The organism is Microbacterium sp. nov. GSS16 (assembly GCF_028198145.1).
Taxonomy (GTDB): Bacteria; Actinomycetota; Actinomycetes; order Actinomycetales; family Microbacteriaceae; genus Microbacterium.
In genome coordinates, this window is sequence record NZ_CP116338.1 from 1,828,649 (window position 1) to 1,845,411 (window position 16,763).

Here is a 16,763-nt window from a genome sequence, read left to right on the forward strand (position 1 = left end):
GTTTCACGGACCGTCAGCCTGATGCTTCCCCGGCTCCTGGCGGACGGGGAAGGATCACCTCGCTGCGGTGGCCGCCTGACGATCCGCAGCCGACGGGGAAGGTCGTCGCCACCACCAGTACGCCGAGATCGCCGCACCGATCAGCAGCCACACCGCGCCCAGGATCTGCGCATGCGGGTTGGCGTTCGCCAGCGCGTAAGCGAGCACGGCCGTTCCGACGACGGGCGAGATCCAGTGCAGGAAGTACCGTCTGCTCCGACCACGAACGCCGAAGTGCACGATGACGGCGACGTTGAGCAGGATGTATGCGGTCAGTGCGCCGAACGTGACGAGCGTCGTCAACAGCTCCTGCTGCGCCGTGCCGGTGATGCCGACGACCAGGGAGAGCGCGGCGATGAGCAGCATCGCGTTCCGCGGCACCTGGCGCCTGTCGACGAAGGAGAGGAAGCGCGGCAGCTGCCGGTCGCGCGCCATGCTGAACACCAGTCGGCTGGATGTCGCCTGCGATGCGATGGAGTTGGCGAAAATCGCGATGAGCGCCGAGGTGAGCGTGATGACCACCTGGAACCACGGCCCGACGATGTCGCCCGCGATGTAGTAGAACGCGTTGTTGGTCGCGTCGCCCTCGGCGAATCGAGTCCCGGTCGGAACGAAGACCGCGGCCAGGTACACCTGGGCCACGAACAGGAAGGTGACGACGAACAGCACGATCATGGTGGCGCGGGAGACCGCCGCACCCCCACCTTTCGCCTCCTCGTTCAGCGTGGAGATCGCGTCGAAGCCGATGAAGCTGAGAGCAGCAATCGGTATTGCGCCGAAGACGATGCCCCAGGAGAAGTGGCTCGAGTTGAACACCGGTGCCAGAGACAGCTCAGCTCTTCCCTGACACACCGCGATGATGGCACCGGCCACGAAGACGGTCAGCACGATCAGCTGCGTCGCGAGGAAGAGCTTGTTCATTCCCGCCGTCAGTCTGATGCCCCGCAGGTTGATCGCCGCGGCGAGGACGACGAACAGGATCACCCACACGAACTCAGGCACGGCGGGAACGATGCTCGTCATCGCTGCCGCCGCGAAAACCGAGAGCAGTGCGGGAAGCAGAAGGTAGTCCAGCAGGATGGCCCATCCGGCGACGAAGCCAACGGCACGGTTCACGCCGAGCCGGACGTACGAGTAGACCGACCCGGCGACCGGGAACCGCTTGGCCATCTCCTTGTAGCTCAGCGCGCTGAAGACCATTGCGAAGGCGGCCACCAGGTACACGAGAGCCGGCATGCCCTCGGAGAAGTTGAAGATTATGCCGAACACGGCCATCGGCGCCATGGGAACCATGTAGATGAGGCCGTAGACGACGACGTCGGTCAACGACATCGACCTGCGCAGCTGCTGCTCGTAGCCGAGATCCTGGAGCCGCCCCGACGCGGTTTCCACGTTGTTCTGCGTTTCCGCGTTGTTCTGCTGAGTGTGATGCATCTTCGCAGCACGTTCCTTTCGATTGTGGGGGATGTGGATGCGGGTCAATCGCGATCCACGACCTGCAGGAAGCTCCGAAGAGCGGTCTCGTAGGTCGCGGGGTTCTCGAGATGGGTGCAGTGCGTGCCCGGCAGAATGCGCACCTCACTTCTCGCGGTCAGCGATGCCATCTCCCTGATCGTCTCCGGGCGGGCTTCGTCGTCGGCGCCGGTGATCCACAGACTGGGCACGGTCAGGCGTCGGACCGCATCCACGCGGCTCTGACCGCGCAGCACGCCCGTGTTGGTGAACTCGTTGGGCCCCCACATGGCGTGGTAGGACGCTGCGTCCTGACTGTCCGCAGCCCGCTGCAGCGGCAGCGGCCACGGCTCGATGCTGCAGAAATACCGGCGATAGTACTCCGCTTCCGCGGCAGCGTAACCAGGATCGGTCGGCCCGGCGAGGAGACTGCTGCGGTCTGCCTTCGGCAGACGCTCGATCAGGGCCGCCGCGTCACGCATCCATCGGTCGGAATCGACCAGCGGGCTCGACAGGGTGACGGAAGCGATGCGGTCAGGGTGAGCGTCGGCGTAGCTGAGCGCGAGAAAGCCACCCCAGGAGTGACCGAGAAGGTGGAATCTGCTGAGGTCGAAGTGCCCACGCACCTGCTCCAGATGCTCCACGTGCGCTTCCACCGTCCATGCGGACCGATCTGAAGCGCGGTCGGAGCGTCCGGCGGAGATCTGGTCATAGCGGATCACAGGCCGCTCGTCTGCGAGTGAGTCGAGCGGCTGCAGATAGTCGCTGGGGAAGCCGGGTCCGCCGTGCACGATGACCAACGGCACTCCTGCGGCTGCACCTCGTCTGCGGCTGTGCGCCCAGACTCGCCCATGGGAAGTCGGGACAAGACCCTCCGTCTCGATGAACTCGTCGACGTGAGCGTCATCATTTCCAGCCATCCGAGAACCGCCCCTCTGCTCGTCTTTCTGCGACCACGCCAGCATGCCACAAAAGGTTCGGTGCGGAACCTTTGAGTTTGTGACTAAATGGTTCCATGCCATCGGAACCTGCTCCCGCGCCCGAGGATCCGAGCCCGGCGGCCCCTCACGGTGGCAGAGTCGCGCAGCCTCTGCGCGACGACGTTCTCGATCGGCTGGTCACAGCCGTGGCGATCGGTGAATACGCGCCCGGTGAGCGATTCCCGTCCGAGCGGGATCTCGCCGCGACGCTGGGCGTCGGTCGCGTGACCGTGCGGGCCGCGATCGCGACTCTCGTCGAGCGCGGCTTGCTGCGGTCACAGCGGGGAAGGGGTGGCGGCACGTTCGTCGTCGAACCCGAGTCGCCGAGCGCGCGCCACGCGGTCGACCACACACTGACGCAGGCGTGGAACCGGCTGCTGGATCAGCACGAAGCCGAATGCTGGCTTCACGGGGCTATCGCCGCTGCGGCGGCGGAACGTCATACCGCGACCGACGCCCGAATCCTCTCGAAGCGTCTGGAGGAGTATCGCACCGCTGCATCCGGCGCGCCAGCGCGGTATGCCGACGGACGGCTGCACCTCGCCATCGCGGCGGCCGCGCACACATCCACCCTCTCCGACGTGCTGCTGTCGCTCGAACGGAAGATGCACATCACGGCGCCGGCGCACCCCTGGGGCCACTCCGCTGGGTGGGCGGACCTCGAGTCGAGGTCTCTGCGGGACCACGAACGACTCATCGGTGCGATCCTGGCCCGCGACGTCGCCGAGGCGCACGAGGTCGGTCGCCGACACGCGCGGATCAATCTGGAGCTGCTGGAGAACGCGCGGCGGAGAGCGCGGGATGAACCTCAGCGCTGACCCCGCGCCTGCCGGTTCGTGCGACCCGTACAAGCCGGCCCGGCTTCAGTTGACCGGGCCGGTCCACTTCTCGCCTGGGCCCTTGCCGATCGGGTCGGGGATGACGGATGCCTCGCGGAACGCCAGCTGAAGCGAGCGCAGTCCGTCGCGCAGCGATCGGGCATGCATGTCGCTGATCTCGGGTGCTCCCGCGGTGATGAGGCCTGCGAGGGCGTTGATGAGCTTGCGGGCCTCGTCGAGGTCGGTCTGCTCCTCGGGTGAGTCGGCCAGCCCCACCTTCACGGCGGCGGCGCTCATCAGATGCACGGCGGTCGTCGTGATCACCTCGACGGCGGGAACGTCCGCGATGTCGCGCGTCGCGGAGCTCGCCGCCTGCTCCTGCTGCTCCCAGCGATCGTGGCGGTCATCGTGGTGCTCGGCAGGAATCGTCACTTCGGGATGCTTTCTGGTAGACTTCTGCGGGCTTCGGAGTGTCATGCTCCGATACGAAAGAGGATTCTCATCCCACCCGCGCTTGCCGTTCCAGGCTACCGGGTTCAGCACCCCGCCGGTCACGGTGGAAAGGGTGTCACAAGCCGGTGTGTCTGATCGCGCCGGCGGGTGGGGAGAACTCCGATTTCGCCCGAGATGCGGCCCGCATCCCGGTGGCCGAGAACCCACGTCTTAGGAGCTCCGCATCAGCGATCCCCGTACCAATGAGCGCATCCGCGTCCCCGAGGTCCGCCTCGTCGGTCCCGCGGGTGAGCAGATCGGTGTCGTCCGCATCGAGGCCGCACTGCGTCTGGCCCAGGAGGCCGACCTCGATCTCGTCGAGGTGGCCCCCAACTCCAAGCCGCCCGTGGTCAAGATCATGGACTACGGCAAGTTCAAGTACGAGGCCGCGCAGAAGGCCAAGGAAGCGCGTCGCAATCAGGCGAACACGATCCTCAAGGAGGTTCGCTTCCGTCTGAAGATCGAGGCTCACGACTACACGACCAAGCTCAAGCGCGCCGAGGGCTTCCTCAAGGCCGGTGACAAGGTCAAGGCGATGATCCTGTTCCGTGGCCGTGAGCAGTCGCGTCCCGAGCAGGGCGTGCGTCTGCTGCGGAAGTTCGCCGAGGATGTCGCCGAGTTCGGCACCGTCGAGTCGAACCCGACGATCGACGGTCGCAACATGGTCATGGTCGTGGCTCCGCTGAAGAACAAGTCCGAGGCGAAGGCAGAGCAGAACGCGGTCCGCACCGCGAACAAGCAGGCCGCGCGCGAGGCGAAGAACGGCACGGACGCGGGTCCCACCGACGAGTCCGCGGCGTAAGCCGCCCCACCGACTCCCGCTTCCGAGCGGGTACCCACCGTCGCCCGCCAGGGCGCCACACGAAGGAAGAGAAGATGCCGAAGCAGAAGACCCACTCGGGTGCGAAGAAGCGCTTCAAGATCACCGGCAGCGGAAAGCTGAAGAAGCAGCAGGCCGGCATGCGCCACAACCTCGAGGTCAAGTCGAGCCGGCGCACCCGTCGCCTGAACCAGGACCAGGTCCTCTCCAAGGCCGACACCAAGGTCGCGAAGAAGCTTCTCGGTCGCTGAGCGCCGAACGTACGAATAGGAACACACGAAAATGGCAAGAGTCAAGCGCGCAGTCAACGCGCAGAAGAAGCGTCGCGTCATCCTCGAGCGCGCGTCCGGTTACCGTGGCCAGCGTTCGCGCCTGTACCGCAAGGCGAAGGAGCAGGTCACCCACTCCCTCGTCTACGCGTACCGTGACCGTCGCAAGCGCAAGGGCGACTTCCGTCGTCTGTGGATCCAGCGCATCAACGCCGCTGCCCGCCAGAACGGCATCACCTACAACCGCTTCATCCAGGGCCTCGGCCTCGCGGGTGTGCAGGTCGACCGCCGCATGCTGGCCGACCTGGCCGTGACCGACGCCGGCGCGTTCACCGCCCTGGTCGAGGTCGCCAAGAACGCTCTGCCCTCGGACGTCAACGCGCCGAAGGCCGCTGCCTGATCCTCGCGATCTGACGGGTGTCTCCCCTCGGGGAGGCGCCCGTTTCGCGTTCGCTCGCCCGGATAGACTGGGCCCGTGCTCGAGAACCCCCGCTCTCCCCGCGTCCGTGCCGTCGCCAAGCTGACCAAGCGCAGCGCCAGGGTCGAGACCGGGTCGTTCCTGCTCGAGGGCCCCCAGTCGGTGCGAGAGGCGTTGCAGTATCTGCCCGACGCGATCGTCGAGCTGTTCGCGACCCCCACTGCGTGGGAGAAGCACGCCGACGTGCGCGCTCTCGCCGACGAGCACGGCGTCGAGGTCGAGTACGTCACCGAGGCGGTGCTGGCCGCCATGGCCGACACCGTGACGCCGCAGGGGCTCATTGCGGTCACGCGCCAGACCCCGACTTCGGTGAAGGACATCTTCGCCGCCGAGCCCAAGCTGATCGCGATCTGCGAAGAAGTGCGCGACCCGGGCAACCTCGGCACCATCATCCGCGCCGCGGATGCGGCAGGAGCGGATGCCGTGGTGCTCACCGGACGCACGGTCGACCCCTACAACCCCAAGGTCGTGCGATCGACGACCGGCTCCCTCTTCCATCTGCCGGTCTCTGTCGGCGGCGACCTCGACGATGTGATCCGCCGGGCGCACGCCGCCGGCATGAACGTCGTGGCCGCGGACGTGAAGGGCGACGACCTGCTCGTCGCCCGCGCCGATGGCGTGCTCGCCCAGCCCACCGCCTGGCTGTTCGGCAATGAGGCGCGCGGGCTCGACGAGGATGCGCTCTCCCAGGCCGACCGGGCTCTGCGCCTGCCGATCTTCGGGCGCGCCGAGTCCCTCAACCTCGCGACGGCGGCGAGCGTCTGCCTCTACGAGTCGGCCTTCGCGCAGCGCGCGACGCACTGAGACCGCGCCCAGGCATCCGGAACCGCGCCGAGGCACCGGTCACGAATCGGTAAACCCGCGTGGGGTCGCGGCGGCGCGACGCGGCTCTGTTCTAGTCTGTAGCTCATGGCAGCGCGCAATGACGCCCTCGTGGTGGTCGAGAACGTCCAGAAGCACTACGGCGAGTTCCAAGCCCTCAAGGACATCGATCTGACGGTCGACCGGGGCGAGGTGGTCGTCGTCATCGGTCCGTCCGGCTCGGGGAAGTCGACGCTGTGCCGCACGATCAACCGTCTCGAGACCATCACGAGCGGCGAGATCCGGATCGACGGCAAGACCCTCCCCGCCGAGGGGAAGGGGCTCGCGAAGCTGCGTGCCGAGGTCGGCATGGTCTTCCAGTCGTTCAACCTCTTCGCGCACCTGACGATCCTCGAGAACGTGACCCTCGGCCCCATCAAGGTGCTCGGCAAGCCCAAGGCCGAGGCCGAGAAGGAGGCCATGGCGCTGCTGGAGCGCGTCGGCGTCGCGCAGCAGGCGTCCAAGCTGCCGGCGCAGCTCTCCGGCGGCCAGCAGCAGCGCGTCGCGATCGCACGCGCGCTCGCGATGCACCCCAAGGTGATGCTCTTCGACGAGCCGACCAGCGCGCTGGACCCCGAGATGATCAACGAGGTCCTCGACGTGATGGTCGAGCTCGCCAAGGAGGGCATGACGATGATCGTCGTCACCCACGAGATGGGCTTCGCGCGCAAGGCGGCCAACCGAGTCGTCTTCATGGCCGACGGCCAGATCGTCGAGGAGGCGGCTCCCGAGGAGTTCTTCACCAACCCGAAGAGCCCCCGTGCCAAGGACTTCCTCTCCAAGCTCCTCACCCACTGACCCCGCATCGAAACGCACCACAGCACAGAAGGAGAAGCACATGCGACGCACACGAGCTCTCGCAGGCATCGGAATCGCGACGGCGGCGCTGCTCGCCCTCACCGGCTGCAACAGCGGCAGCCCGAGCAACCCGGGCGGCGGAGACGCCGGAGACGGTGGCGACAAGCCGCTGTTCGAGGTGGCGAAGGACGTCACGCTCGACGGCAGCCCGACGTTCGACAAGATCGAGAAGGCCGGCAAGGTCACCATCGGCGTCAAGGAGGACCAGCCTGGTCTCGGCTACCTCGACGCGACGACCGGTGAGCGCACCGGTTTCGACGTCGACATCGCCCGCTGGATCGCAGCCTCGCTCGGCTACGGCGAGGACAAGATCGAGTTCAAGCCGATCGCCTCGGCCAACCGCGAGCAGGCGATCGTGAACGGCGACATCGACTACTACGTCGGCACCTACTCGATCAACGACAAGCGCAAGGAGCAGATCGACTTCGCCGGCCCGTACTTCATCACCGGCCAGGGTCTGCTCGTCGCGAAGGACGCCCCGGAAGCCGACAAGCTCGAGGACTTCAACGGCAAGACCGTGTGCTCGGCGACCGGTTCGACCCCGATCCAGAACATCAAGGCGAACTTCCCCGAGATCAAGACGCAGGAGTACGACCTGTACTCCGCGTGCGTCCAGGACCTCATCGACGGCAAGGTCGACGCGGTGACCACCGACCAGGCCATCCTGATCGGCTACGCGGCCCAGTACCCGGACGAGGTCAAGGTGACCGGCGGTCTTTTCACCGAAGAGCGCTACGGCGTCGGTCTGACCAAGGGCGATGACGTGCTGCGCACGCACATCAACGACCTGTTCACCGAGAACAACGACATCTGGCAGGCCATCTTCGACAAGAACCTCGGCGACTCGGGGATCAAGGTCGAGCAGCCCGAGGTCGACGCGTACTGATCACCCATCGGGGCGGCCCTGACGGGGCCGCCCCGATCCCATCCTGAGAAGGGAAGACGGCGTGGACGTCATCTTCGGAAACCTCGACCTGTGGGGTGAGGCGATCGCGAACACGCTGCTGGTGTTCTTCGTGGGCGGACTGATCGCCCTCGTGCTCGGCATCGTCGTCGGCGCGATGCGCGTCTCGCCCGTGCCGATCGCCCGCGGCGTGGGCACCGCGTACGTGAACATCATCCGCAACACCCCGCTGACGCTCGTCTTCTTCTTCTTCGTGTTCGGCTATCCGCAGCTCGGGCTCCCCGACCTGTCGAACACCGTGCTCGGCATCCTCGCCATTGGCATCTACACCGCCACCTACGTCGCCGAGGTGCTGCGCGCGGGCATCAACACCGTGCCGGTCGGCCAGGCGGAGGCCGCGCGTGCGATCGGCCTGCCGTTCGGCCAGGTCATGACCCTGGTCGTGCTGCCGCAGGCGTTCCGCTCGGTGGTCCCGCCCATGATGAGCGTCTTCATCGCTCTGCTGAAGAACACCACCGTCGCCGCCGGCTTCTCGATCGCCGAGCTCGCGGCGCTGCGGGCCACCATCAACGACGCGCCGGGGCGCCCCGGCAACCCGATGGAGGTCCTGCTCTGGGTCGCCGTGGTGTTCGTGGTGCTGGTGCTCGCGATGAGCGCGGTGCAGCGCCACCTCGAGAACAAGTGGAGGATCGCACGATGACCTCAGTGCTCTACGACGTCCCCGGCCCCCGGGCGATCGTCCGCAACCGCATCCTCGCGGTCGTCACCATCCTCGTCGTGCTGGCCGCGATCGGCTTCGTCCTCTACCGGATGTACGTCACCGGCCAGTTCGAGCCGCAGAAGTGGTATGTCTTCACCTTCGCGAACGTCTGGAAGGGCATCTTCGGCGCGCTCGGCAAGACCCTCGGCGCCTTCGCCCTCGCCGCTGTGCTGAGCCTCGTGCTCGGCTTCGTGCTCGCCATCGGCCGCCTCTCCGATCACGCCTGGGTGCGCATCCCGGTCGGCGTGATCATCGAGCTGTTCCGCGCCGTTCCCGTTCTCGTCTTCATGATGCTGCTGTACTACGGCCTCCCCGTCGCCGGCGTCGACATGGACCCGTACTGGGCCGTGGTCATCGGACTGATGGTCTACAACGGTTCGGTGCTCGCCGAGGCTTTGCGTGCCGGCATCGAGTCGCTGCCGAAGGGGCAGAAGGAGGCCGGGTACGCGATCGGCCTGCGCAAGAGCGGTGTGATGCGCCTCATCCTGCTGCCGCAGGCGGTGCGGGCCATGCTGCCCGTGATCGTCGCGCAGCTGGTGGTGACCCTCAAGGACACCGCGTTGGGGTTCATCATCACCTACCCCGAGCTGCTCTACTACGCGAAGCTGCTCAGCTCGCAGCAGGGTCGTCCCATCCTGCAGTCGGCGTTCGTCATCGGCGGCATCTACATCCTGCTCTGCCTGATCCTCGCCGGCGTGGCGAAGTGGATCGAGGTGCGCACGCGTCACTCCGCGAAGCTCACGGGCTACACCCCGGATGCCGACGGCGACCCACGCATCCACGGCGAGTCCACGGTGACCGAGGTCATCGCCATGCAGCGCGGGGCCGGGAAGTTCGATCCCGGCTCGGGCATTCCGCCCGCCCAGTTCTGACGCGGCCGAGAAGGCGCTCCCGGATCCCGGGAGCGCCTTCTTCCGTTCCGCCGCTCAGCCGGCGATGATCGCCGCGTACGCCTCGTCGAAGCGCCGCCGCAGATCGTCGTAGTACGTCCGCTGCCCGGCATCCGGTCGGGTGAGAGCGGTCTGCGGGATGATGGCGAGGGGATGATCGGGCTGCAGCACCGACAGCGCGATCGCCGCGGCGCCGCGCATCGTGACGCGCTTGACCTCGACCACCTGCACGGGGAACCCGAGCGCCTGGGCGACCACAGCCATCATCGACGGGAACGCGCCGGTGACCCCTCCCGAGGCGATCACGCGCTCGATTCGGGGGTTCACGTCGCGCAGCTGCTCGAACACCCGCTGGTAGGAGATGGCGATGCCCTCGGCGGCCGCGCGCCACAGCTCGCGCGGCCCCGAGGCCGACGACACCCCGGTCAGCGCGGCGCGGGCGCTGCCGGCCCATCCCGTCGCCCGCTCACCGGTGAGGAACGGCAGCATGAGCGGGGTGCCGTCTACGGGCCCCGCACGCAGCAGCTCGTCGATCTCGTCGTACGAGAGGGGAGCGAGCGTCGCCTGCAGCCACAGCGTCACGCGTCCGACGTCGTTGAGCGCTCCGCCGACGATCGACTGCGTGCGCGAGATACGGTACGCCCACAGGCCCGACGGCAGAACATCGGGAGTTCCGTCGACGATCACCCGGATCGCGCCGGAGGTCGCCGCCGACATCGCGGCCGTGTCCGGCGACGAGGCGCCCACACCGACGTTCGAGGCGTACCCGTCGGGGACGGCGGGGAACCATGCGGCCCCCTCGAGGGCCGGCCACCGCCGTGCGACGTCGGGGGAGACCGCGGTGATCGGCTCGTCGGGGTCGACGATCGGGGCGAAGCGCGACCGGTCGACGCCGACCGCGGCGAGCAGCTCCTCGTCGAGCTCGCAGGTGTGCCGGTTCAGGATGCCCGCCCATGCCATCGTCGAGGTCGCCGCCCCCTCGATGCCGGCGAGCCTGGCGTAGACGTACTCGCCGAGTGAGAGGAACTTCGCGGTGCGCGCGAAGACATCGGGAAGCTCGTCCTTGAGCCACAGCAGTCGCGGCGGGTGGTAGCTGGTGTGCAGGCGCGCCCCGACGCGCTGGTGCACCTCGGTCTCGTCCAGACGGGAGCGCAGCTCGGCCAGATGCCGGGCCGAGCGCGAATCCGCGTACGTGTAGCAGGGAGTCAGCGCCTCGCCCTGCGCATCGACGCACACCAGGGACGACGCGAAGGTGTCCATCACCACCGCGCGGATGAGCCCGGGCTCGATGCCCTCGACCACGTGACCGATCACCTCGGCGACCTCGGCGACGATCAGATCGGCGTCGATCTCGGCGGTGCCGTCGGCCTCTTCGATGAACAGATGCTCCGCCTTGGCGATGCGCTTCTTGATCGGCCTGGCGTACGCGTCGTACAGGCTGCAGCGCGTGGACCCCGAGCCGATGTCTATCGCCAGCACGTACGGTGCGGGCGCCGAGACCAGGGTGATGGCCTGCGTGGTGGGCAGCTCTTTCGCGGTCATCGTCCATCCCGTCGCACTCGTCGGTCGTCGTCGCTGGCGATCCTATCGGCGGGCGGGTCGGCAGTCGGGGCGCCGGTAGACTCTTCTCTCGTGTCAGACTCGCCCGAAACACCCCAGATCACACCCGAGGCGGTGCAGACCGCCGTCGACGCCGCGCTCGCCGCGATCGACGCCGCAGCCGACACGGCGGAGCTGAAGACGGCCCGCGCGTCGCACGTCGCCGAAGGCTCTCCGCTCGCCGTGCTGAACGCCTCGATGCGTCAGGTCGCCCCCGAGCACAAGGCCGCCTTCGGCAAGCTGATCGGGCAGGGCAGGGGTCGTGTGACGCAGGCGCTCGCCGCGAAGGAGGCAGAACTCGCCGAGGCCGAGACGGCGGCGCGTCTGGAAGCGGAGCGCGTCGACATCACCGCGATCGCGTCGCGCTCGCGCGTCGGTGCCCGGCACCCGCTGCCGCTCATGCAGGAGCAGATCAGCGACATCTTCGTCGGCATGGGGTGGGAGGTCGCCGAGGGGCCCGAGCTCGAGCACGAATGGTTCAACTTCGACGCGCTCAACTTCGACGAGGACCACCCGGCTCGCCAGGAGCAGGACACGTTCTACGTCGACCCGACCTCGCGGCACCTGGTGATGCGCACGCACACCAGTCCCGTGCAGGTGCGCTCGATGCTCGAGCGCGATCTGCCGATCTACGTGCTCTGCCCCGGACGCGTCTACCGCACCGACGAGTTCGACGCGACCCACCTGCCGGTGTTCACCCAGGTGGAGGGTCTCGTCGTCGACAAGGGCATCACGATGGCGCACCTGAAGGGCACCCTCGACCATCTCGCCCGGCAGCTGTTCGGAGCCGAGGCGAAGACGCGGCTGCGCACTAACTACTTCCCCTTCACCGAGCCGTCCGCCGAGTTCGACCTGTGGCACCCGACGTTCGCCGGCGGTGCGCGCTGGATCGAATGGGGCGGCTGCGGCATGGTCAACCCGAACGTGCTTCGTGCGGCGGGCATCGACCCCGAGGTGTACAGCGGGTTCGCGTTCGGAATCGGCGTCGAGCGCGCCCTGATGTTCCGCAGCGATGTGAAGGACATGCGCGACATGGCAGAGGGCGATGTGCGCTTCAGCGAGCAGTTCGGGATGGTGGTGTGATGCGCGTTCCGATCTCGTGGCTGCGCGAGTACGTCGACGTGGCGCCGGATGCCACTGCGGAGGACGTTCTGGCCTCGTTCGTGTCGGTCGGCTTCGAAGAGGAGGACGTCCACCGCTTCGAGATCTCAGGCCCCGTCGTCGTGGGGCGGGTGCTGTCGATCGAGCCCGAGCCGCAGAAGAACGGCAAGACGATCAACTGGTGCCAGGTCGATGTCGGCCCCGAGAACGGCGGCGTGCGCGGCATCGTGTGCGGCGCGCATAACTTCGTCGTCGGCGACAAGGTCGTGGTGAGCCTGCCGGGCGCCGTGCTGCCAGGGCCCTTCCCGATCTCGGCGCGTAAGACCTACGGTCACGTCTCCGACGGCATGATCGCGTCGGCTCGCGAGCTGGGTCTTGGCGACGAGCACGACGGCATCATCGTGCTCTCGACCCTCGGCCTCGACCCCGAGGTCGGCGCGGATGCCATCGCTCTGCTGCATCTCGACGACTTCGCCGTCGATGTGAACGTCACGCCCGACCGCGGCTACGCGTTCTCGCTGCGGGGACTCGCTCGTGAGTACTCCCACGCCACCGGGGGGGCGTTCCGCGACCCGGCCGAGCGCGACTTCTCGCAGGTGCAGCCCGGATCCGGATTCGAGGTCCGTGTCGACGATCAGGCGCCCATCCGCGGGGCGGTCGGCGCGAGCGAGTTCGTCGTGCGCGTCGTGCGCGACGTCGACCCTTCGCGGCCCACTCCGCCGTGGATGATCGCACGGCTGAGCCTGGCGGGAATGCGCCCGCTCGGCGTGCTGATCGACATCACGAACTACGTGATGCTCGAGCTCGGCAATCCGATCCACGGCTACGATCTCGACCGGCTGCAGGGCGGCATCGTCGTGCGTCGCGCGGCCGAGGGGGAGCGAATGACGACGCTCGACGGCCAGGAGCGCGCTCTGCACGTCGAGGATCTGCTCATCACCGACGGCTCGGGACCGATCGGCCTCGCCGGCGTCATGGGCGGCGGCAGCACCGAGATGAGCGACGCGACCCGCAACGTGCTCATCGAGGCGGCCATCTTCGACCCCGTCACCATCGCGCGCACGGCTCGACGGCACAAGCTGCCCAGCGAGGCGTCGAAGCGCTTCGAGCGCGGCGTCGACCCGCTCATCCCGTTCGTCGCGGCCCGCCGCGTGGCCGACCTCATGGTCGAACTCGCCGGTGGAAGGCTGACCGATGAGGGCGGCGCCCTCTACGCCGAGGTCGAGATCCCCGGCATCGATCTGCCCCGCGGCTTCACGCAGGGCGTCGTCGGGGTCGACTACACCGACGCCGAGATCGTCAGCGCGCTTGAGATGATCGGCGCGGAGCTGGCCGAATCCGACGGCGGCTGGTTCGTCATCCCGCCGAGCTGGCGACGCGATCTGACCGACAAGTGGACGCTGGTCGAGGAGGTCGCGCGGATCCACGGGCTCGACCGCATCCCGTCGATCCTGCCGACACCGCCCTCCGGCCGCGGATACACCGCGCTGCAGGTCGGGCGCACACGCGTGGCGGATGCGCTCGCCGCGGCCGGCTTCGTCGAGACGCCGTCGTTCCCGTTCACCACGGAGGAGCAGAACGATCTGCACGGCTCTGCGAGCGGGTCGCACGTGCCGAGCATCCGTCTCGCCAACGCCCTCGATGGTCAGGCGCCGTTCCTTCGCCGCTCGCTCGTGCCCGGCCTCCTGCAGACCGCGCACCGCAACATCTCGCGCGGACTCGTCGACCTGGCGCTGTTCGAGGTCGGATCGGTGTTCACCCCTGCGGAGGGCGTCGCATACGGCACGGATGCCGTGCCGCCGCTGGGCCGGCGTCCGTCGGACGAGACGCTAGCCGAGCTCGACGCGTCGATCCCGCCGCAGCCGCGCCTCGTCTCGGCGCTGCTCACCGGGAACATCACTCCTCGGCAGCCGGGTCGCGCCGCCGAGCACGTCGACCTCTCCGATGCTCTGGACGCCGTCCGGGTGATCGGCGTCGCCGCCGGCGTCGAGATCGACGTCGAGCAGACGCAGCGTGCGGCGCTGCACCCGGGCCGCGCGGGCGCGCTGAGCGTTCACGGCGAACAGGTCGGGTACGTCGGCGAGCTGCACCCGCGGGTGTCGGCCGACGCCGATCTTCCCGGGCGCGCATACGTGCTCGAACTGGATCTCGATCGCGTGCTGACCCTCGCCGGTCACCGGGTCGTGGCCGAGTCGCTGTCGACGTTCCCCGCCGCGACGCAGGACGTCTCGCTGGTGGTGAGCGTCGCCGTGCCGGCATCCGAGGTCCGCGCCGCGCTCGTCGAGGGCGCCGGAGAACTGCTCGAGTCGGCGCGGCTCGTCGACGACTACCGCGGTGAGGGGCTGGGCGAGGGGCTGAAGAGCCTCAGTTTCGCGCTGCGTTTCCGGGCATCCGACCGCACGCTCACCGCGGCCGAGGCGACCGAGGCGAAGCTCGCCGGCGTCGCCGTCGCCGCCGAGCGCTTCGACGCGACCATCCGCGACTGACCGCACGCGGTGCAGCCCTCCTGAGCCGACGGGATCAGGAGGGCTGCGCCGCGTTCCGCTCTGCTCTCGCGTTCCGGTCAGCGCTTGCGTTCCGGTCTGCTCTGAGCGGAATCGCTTCCGCTCGGAGCACGCCGGTGATGTCATGGCCGCATGACTCAGGTGCTCGTGCTCGGCGGAACAGGATGGCTTTCCGGACGGATCGCCCGGCGGTGGCGGGATGCCGGCGCCGAAGTGATCTGTCTGGCACGGGGTGAGCGCCCCGCGCCGGACGGCACGGGGCTGCTCCGCGGTGATCGGGACGACCCCCGGGTATACGAGCAGCTCGCCGAGCAGAGCTGGGACGAGGTCGTCGACGTGTCATCGCGCGCCGACCACGTCGCTGCGGCCGTCGAGGCGCTCGGCGACCGCGCCCATCACTGGACGTACGTGTCGTCGATGTCGGTCTACTCCGATGACGTCGCCGACGGCCTCTACGAGTCGGGGGTCAGGCTCGCGCCGGCGCAGCCCGGCGACGAGTACGACTACGGGGCGCAGAAGGTCGCGGCCGAGGACGCCGTGGTGACGCTCGGAGACCGGGCGCTGATCGTGCGCCCTGGCCTCATCGTGGGTGCAGGCGACCCGAGCGACCGCTTCGGATACTGGGCGGCGGCTTTCGCGCGGGCGGGGATCGGACCCGTGCTGGTGCCAGAGCTGGCCGGACGCGTCGCCCAGGTGATCGACGTCGACGACCTCGCCGACTTCCTCGCCGCTGCGTGGCGGAGCGGGATCATGAACGCCATCGGAGAGGTGCATCCGCTCGCCGAGCTGCTCAGCCGCGTTCGCGCGGCAGCCGGGCACAGCGGAGAGCTGCTCGAGGCTGGCGATGAGTGGCTCGAAGCGCACGACGTGCAGTACTGGATGGGGGAGAGGTCGCTGCCGCTCTGGCTGCCGGCCGACATGCCCGGTTTCATGCGTCGCGACAATTCCGCGTACCGCGCCGCCGGCGGGTCGTTCCGCCCGCTCGACGAGACGATCCGCGTCGTCCTCGACGACGAGCGCGCCCGCGGTCTGGATCGCGAGCGCCGAGCAGGACTCAGCCGCGACGACGAAGTCGCGCTCATCGACCAGCTGACATCGCCCTGACACCGTCACCGCGATCCGGCGCGACATCGACGAGCTGTCCTTCATCCGCGGGCTCGCCGATGGGTCCCTCGATCGACGGGACTTTCTGTTCTACCTCGCGCAGGACGCGCTGTATCTGCGCGAGTACGCCCGAGTGCTCGCAGAGGCGGCGCGGCTCGCGCCGACGGCAGCCGAACAGGCGTTCTGGGCGGACTCTGCGAAGGGCTGCATAGCCGGAGAGCTCGAGCTGCACGCCTCGTGGTTGACGCCCGAGACGGGAATCACCGCAGAGACCTTCGACGCCGAGCCCAGCGCGGTCACCACCGCGTACCTCGACCATCTGCGCGCGGCCGCGTTCTCGGGCGAGTACGCGACGCTGATCGCCGCCGTGCTTCCGTGCTTCTGGCTGTACGCCGATCTCGGCGAGCGGCTGCATGCCGGGGAGTTCGGCGCGCGAGCGCTCGATCCGCGCCACCCCTACGCGTCCTGGCTGCAGACCTACGCCGACCCCGAGTTCGCCGAGGCGAACGAGCGCGCCATCGGCTTCGTCACCGCCGTGGCGGCCGCGTCCGACGAGCAGCTCCGCAGGCGCATGCACCGCGCGTTCATCGGCGCAGCGGAGCACGAGCGGGCGTTCTTCGACATCCGCTGATGGCACGGCGCCGAGGCCGCGGATTTGCGGATGCCGCGGCCTCGGCGCTACTGTCGCCGCATGCCCTCGGCCGCACAGCCCTCTCAGACGCTCATCCTCAGCGTCACTGCTGTGCGCCGACGCCGCGGCGGCCGCCGACTCTAGGCGACGCCGCGCCCCTCGACGAGCTCAGCCCATAGACGGCTCAGGGATCCGAATCGAAG

17 protein-coding genes are annotated in these 16,763 nt (G+C 68.4%); 13 read left to right on the plus strand and 4 right to left on the minus strand.

What is annotated here, in order from left to right; all coding sequences use genetic code 11:
- Positions 1-54: 54 nt before the first annotated feature.
- A complete protein-coding gene (locus PGB26_RS08705) occupies positions 55-1,431 on the minus strand; it encodes an APC family permease (protein WP_271637247.1) in 1,377 nt (458 codons plus the stop codon).
- A gap of 86 nt (positions 1,432-1,517) precedes the next feature.
- Complete coding sequence (locus PGB26_RS08710) at positions 1,518-2,411, minus strand: proline iminopeptidase-family hydrolase (RefSeq protein ID WP_271637249.1); 894 nt, start codon at positions 2,409-2,411, stop codon at positions 1,518-1,520.
- Between the two features lie 206 nt (positions 2,412-2,617).
- Here PGB26_RS08710 and PGB26_RS08715 point away from each other — a divergent pair, with 206 nt between their 5' ends.
- Positions 2,618-3,289, plus strand: a complete 672-nt coding sequence (locus PGB26_RS08715; protein ID WP_271637250.1) for a FadR/GntR family transcriptional regulator — start codon at positions 2,618-2,620, stop codon at positions 3,287-3,289.
- A gap of 45 nt (positions 3,290-3,334) precedes the next feature.
- On the opposite strand, the gene PGB26_RS08720 is transcribed toward PGB26_RS08715, so the two are convergent.
- Positions 3,335-3,715 (minus strand): DUF1844 domain-containing protein, encoded by a 381-nt coding sequence (locus PGB26_RS08720; RefSeq protein ID WP_413635245.1) that lies wholly within the window; start codon positions 3,713-3,715, stop codon positions 3,335-3,337.
- Between the two features lie 250 nt (positions 3,716-3,965).
- Between PGB26_RS08720 and infC the strand changes: the two genes are divergently transcribed.
- From infC to PGB26_RS08760, 8 genes are all read left to right on the plus strand, one after another.
- On the plus strand, positions 3,966-4,583 hold the full coding sequence (infC, locus tag PGB26_RS08725; RefSeq protein ID WP_271639625.1) for a translation initiation factor IF-3: 618 nt from the start codon (positions 3,966-3,968) through the stop codon (positions 4,581-4,583).
- 74 nt (positions 4,584-4,657) lie between these two features.
- Complete coding sequence (gene rpmI / locus PGB26_RS08730; protein WP_071643619.1) at positions 4,658-4,852, plus strand: 50S ribosomal protein L35; 195 nt, start codon at positions 4,658-4,660, stop codon at positions 4,850-4,852.
- A gap of 31 nt (positions 4,853-4,883) precedes the next feature.
- Complete coding sequence (gene rplT, locus PGB26_RS08735) at positions 4,884-5,270, plus strand: 50S ribosomal protein L20 (RefSeq protein ID WP_099196063.1); 387 nt, start codon at positions 4,884-4,886, stop codon at positions 5,268-5,270.
- Positions 5,271-5,345: 75 nt separating this feature from the next.
- The gene (locus tag PGB26_RS08740; RefSeq protein ID WP_271637252.1) at positions 5,346-6,152 is read left to right on the plus strand and encodes a TrmH family RNA methyltransferase; all 807 of its coding nucleotides are present in this window, start codon (positions 5,346-5,348) and stop codon (positions 6,150-6,152) included.
- Between the two features lie 105 nt (positions 6,153-6,257).
- Complete coding sequence (locus PGB26_RS08745) at positions 6,258-7,007, plus strand: amino acid ABC transporter ATP-binding protein (protein WP_271637253.1); 750 nt, start codon at positions 6,258-6,260, stop codon at positions 7,005-7,007.
- 40 nt (positions 7,008-7,047) lie between these two features.
- Positions 7,048-7,953: a glutamate ABC transporter substrate-binding protein gene (locus PGB26_RS08750; RefSeq protein WP_271637254.1), complete on the plus strand. Its 906-nt coding sequence runs from the start codon at positions 7,048-7,050 to the stop codon at positions 7,951-7,953.
- 61 nt (positions 7,954-8,014) lie between these two features.
- On the plus strand, positions 8,015-8,671 hold the full coding sequence (locus PGB26_RS08755; protein WP_271637255.1) for an amino acid ABC transporter permease: 657 nt from the start codon (positions 8,015-8,017) through the stop codon (positions 8,669-8,671).
- Positions 8,668-9,603, plus strand: coding sequence for an amino acid ABC transporter permease (locus tag PGB26_RS08760; protein ID WP_271637256.1), 936 nt, complete (start codon positions 8,668-8,670; stop codon positions 9,601-9,603). The genes PGB26_RS08755 and PGB26_RS08760 overlap by 4 nt, the downstream gene beginning before the upstream one ends.
- A 54-nt stretch (positions 9,604-9,657) precedes the next feature.
- Here PGB26_RS08760 and PGB26_RS08765 read toward each other — a convergent pair whose 3' ends face one another.
- On the minus strand, positions 9,658-11,163 hold the full coding sequence (locus tag PGB26_RS08765) for a gluconokinase (protein ID WP_271637257.1): 1,506 nt from the start codon (positions 11,161-11,163) through the stop codon (positions 9,658-9,660).
- A 90-nt stretch (positions 11,164-11,253) separates the two neighbouring features.
- On the opposite strand from PGB26_RS08765, the gene pheS reads away from it, so the two are divergent.
- The 4 genes from pheS to PGB26_RS08785 all read left to right on the plus strand — a co-directional run bounded on the left by pheS (position 11,254) and on the right by PGB26_RS08785 (position 16,560).
- Positions 11,254-12,303 (plus strand): phenylalanine--tRNA ligase subunit alpha, encoded by a 1,050-nt coding sequence (pheS, locus tag PGB26_RS08770; protein ID WP_271637258.1) that lies wholly within the window; start codon positions 11,254-11,256, stop codon positions 12,301-12,303.
- Positions 12,303-14,807, plus strand: a complete 2,505-nt coding sequence (gene pheT / locus PGB26_RS08775) for a phenylalanine--tRNA ligase subunit beta (RefSeq protein ID WP_271637259.1) — start codon at positions 12,303-12,305, stop codon at positions 14,805-14,807. The genes pheS and pheT overlap by 1 nt, the downstream gene beginning before the upstream one ends.
- Positions 14,808-14,957: 150 nt before the next feature.
- Positions 14,958-15,929, plus strand: a complete 972-nt coding sequence (locus PGB26_RS08780) for an NAD-dependent epimerase/dehydratase family protein (protein ID WP_271637260.1) — start codon at positions 14,958-14,960, stop codon at positions 15,927-15,929.
- 85 nt (positions 15,930-16,014) lie between these two features.
- Positions 16,015-16,560: a TenA family protein gene (locus PGB26_RS08785; RefSeq protein WP_271639626.1), complete on the plus strand. Its 546-nt coding sequence runs from the start codon at positions 16,015-16,017 to the stop codon at positions 16,558-16,560.
- Positions 16,561-16,763: the final 203 nt, after the last annotated feature.